Source organism: Moorena sp. SIO3I6 (assembly GCF_010672095.1).
Genome location: NZ_JAAHHU010000535.1, coordinates 1 through 2,911 on the forward strand (window position 1 = coordinate 1; position 2,911 = coordinate 2,911).

A 2,911-nucleotide genomic window follows, 5' to 3' on the forward strand; every position below is an offset into this window, starting at 1 on the left:
CTTTGCCAAACTGTTTATTTAGCATAACAAGTACGGAAGAGCCTTTAATTGTCCATACCAAAAATAACCAGGAGGTTTTGATGGTAACTTCTTTAACTACTCCCGATGCCACCTTAGCAGCAATTGAAGCGGCCTTACCCATTGACCCTCAGCCCTATACTATTGGCGATCGCCCCACCGGTTTGATCGTTGTGGATGTGCTCAATGGCTTTTGCACTGTTGGTTTTGGTCCTTTGGCTCCAACAGAACCAAATCAGCAAATAGCCACCATGGTATCAGAAAGCGATCGCCTAGCCAAAGCTTTCACCGCCAAAGGTTGGCCAGTCTTAGCTTTTCTAGATACCCACGAACCAGGCAAACCAGAACCTCCCTATCCTCCTCATTGTGAAAAAGGGTCTGGGGAAGAAAAGCTGGTTCCTGAACTGGAATGGCTAGAAACTCATCCCCACGCTACTTTAATTCAAAAAGACTGCATCAATGGTTTTATCGGTTCCATTGATGTAGATACTGGAAACAATACTTTAATTAGCTGGATAAACCAGCACAAGCTAGAAGCCTTAGTAGTTGTTGGCATCTGCACCGATATTTGTGTAATGGACTTCGTGGTTACTATGCTATCAGCACGCAATCATGATATGGTACCAACCTTAAAAGATATTGCCGTTTATACCGAAGGTTGTTCCACCTTCGACCTCTCGGCAGAGATGGCAGCCCAGCAGGGTTTGCCAAAGACGGCAATTCATCCCCAGGAAATCGCTCATCATGTTGGTTTATACACCATGGCAGAGCGTGGAGCGTTCATTGCTTCTACAATTTTGATGTGACCAATCCCAGGCATTGCTGAATCAAGGAATTAATATGAGTGGGGTGGGCATCCTGCCCGCCCGAAAATATATTGAAACTGGCAAGATGCCAGTTCCACGCCAGATGCCCATGCCACGGCAAGATGCCTATTACACAGCAAAAGCCCATTACATAGCAAAAGCCCATTAAACCTCACTCTTAAAATCATTGTCTTGATGCAATAGCGAGTGGGGGAAACCCCCAAGACCGCGCTGCATCGCTCCATTATTAAGCAACGCCCAATCCCAAGTTCAAAACCAAGTAAAATTTACCTTTTTAATAAAAATCATGAAATCTCGACTAACAATTGTCACAGGTGCAAGCGGCGCTCTGGGTAACAGTTTTATTGAACACTTTCTACAGCAAGAAAATACCACTTGCGTAGCCATTTCTAGAACCCCTATGGAAACGGATGCCCTGCATTGCCAATTCGATCTTCTCGATAGCCAAGCCGCCGAGCAAGCCATCACTAATCTCGACCTTTCGGAAGTTTCTGATGTGATCCTTATCCATGGCGTAGGCAAATTCAAATATGAAATCGAGACAGAAACCACCGAGGCAGACTGGGATGAAAAGGGAATTGATGATGAAATATTTTCATCAAACTACCATACCTTTGTCAACGTAGCCCAGCCACTTGTCGAAAAACTTAACCAAGAGCATCAATGCAATCGCCAGACGACCCTTGCTCTTTGTGGTTTCGGTTCTGTTACGGATAAATATAAGATCCCTTTCTGGCGCTCTTATACTTACGCCAAAGATACCTTACGGAGCTATATCCAAGACCTAGCTCAGTCAGAAGACTGGCAAGGACTAATCAGGGGACGGTTTATCAATGTGAGTACTACAGACACAGGTAATGAAAACAAATTGCGACCAAATGCAACAGCTGAAGAGAAAAAATATTGGCTTAAGCCAGAAAAAATCGTCCAGCAATCTCTAGAATCTCTGGAGTCCTTGCAGCCTCTGTGGCAGGAAATAGATGTCTATGAACCCATGCCAGGATTCGAGCCAGACGACTATTACAGCAATTACGATAAAATTCAAGAAAAATGGCAACGACAGATGGGAGTGCCATCTTCATTAACTTAACTGCTTTTTTGCTAAACTTTTAACTGAGGAGTATTTCCTTCTCCTTTTTTGGCAAGAAGATAGGAAATACTCCCATTGGGAGCTACAAAGTATAAATATTAATCTAATTGCTGCATAGGAAATTAAATTGGTTAAGAGTTATGGCAATATTACCTCCCTCAATAGTGTTAGACTCTCTACTGCATCAATGGCTCAAAGAAGATATTGGTAGAGGCGATCGCACCACCCAAGCTTTGTTCGCTCAAGAAGTTAGTTCTGGAAACGGACAATGGATCGCTAAGCAAGCAGGTACAATTGCGGGACTGCCAATTGCAGCGCGGGTGTTCTATTTATTAAATGAAAAGGTCAGCTTCATCCCCCTAGTAGCAGAGGGAGAAAGTTGTCAGCCAGGGCAAGCCATCGCTCGTTTGCACGGACCATTTGATGCTTTGTTGATGGGAGAGAGGGTAGCCTTAAATCTAACTATGAGTCTGAGTGGCATTGCTACCCTAACTCATCAGTATGCCGAAAAAATTTCTGATTTGCCTGCCCAGTTGGTTGATACTCGCAAAACTACTCCAGGCTTAAGACTATTGGAAAAATATGCAACTCAAGTGGGAGGAGCCATTAACCATCGCATGGGCTTGGATGATGCGGTGATGATTAAGGATAATCATATTCAAGCGGCTGGGGGAATTGGGGAAGCGATCGCTCGAATTCGTAAGACTATTCCCTATCCTATGACCATTGAAGTAGAGACAACAACTCTCGCGGAAGTAGAAGAGGCGATCGCCCACAATGCTGATATTATCATGTTGGATAATATGCCAGTTGAGCAGATGGAGGTAGCAGTTAAGCTAATTCGCGTACGCAACAACAACATTAAAATTGAGGCATCGGGTAATGTGACCTTAAAGACGATTCGTGCAGTGGCCGAAACAGGAGTAGATTACATCTCCAGCAGTGCTCCCATTACTCGCTCTAGTTGGTTGGATTT

The 2,911-nt window shown here is 44.2% G+C and carries 4 protein-coding genes; all 4 read left to right on the top strand.

Going from position 1 to position 2,911, the window contains the following annotated elements; translation table 11 throughout:
• Window positions 1-824: isochorismatase family protein (locus F6K49_RS39080; protein ID WP_293105913.1), on the top strand; the 824-nt coding region annotated here is incomplete at its 5' end.
• Between the two features lie 34 nt (window positions 825-858).
• Window positions 859-993, top strand: a complete 135-nt coding sequence (locus F6K49_RS39085) for a hypothetical protein (protein WP_293105915.1) — start codon at window positions 859-861, stop codon at window positions 991-993.
• Between the two features lie 138 nt (window positions 994-1,131).
• Window positions 1,132-1,935, top strand: coding sequence for an SDR family NAD(P)-dependent oxidoreductase (locus tag F6K49_RS39090; RefSeq protein WP_293105917.1), 804 nt, complete (start codon window positions 1,132-1,134; stop codon window positions 1,933-1,935).
• Window positions 1,936-2,075: 140 nt separating this feature from the next.
• A partial coding sequence (gene nadC / locus F6K49_RS39095; protein ID WP_293105919.1) for a carboxylating nicotinate-nucleotide diphosphorylase occupies window positions 2,076-2,911 on the top strand: 836 nt, incomplete at its 3' end.

Bases quoted from the DNA above. Each gene is read 5' to 3' on its own strand.
- F6K49_RS39085 (WP_293105915.1), top strand. From the start codon at position 859: ATGAGTGGGGTGGGCATCCTGCCCGCCCGAAAATATATTGAAACTGGC.
- F6K49_RS39090 (WP_293105917.1), top strand. From the start codon at position 1,132: ATGAAATCTCGACTAACAATTGTCACAGGTGCAAGCGGCGCTCTGGGT.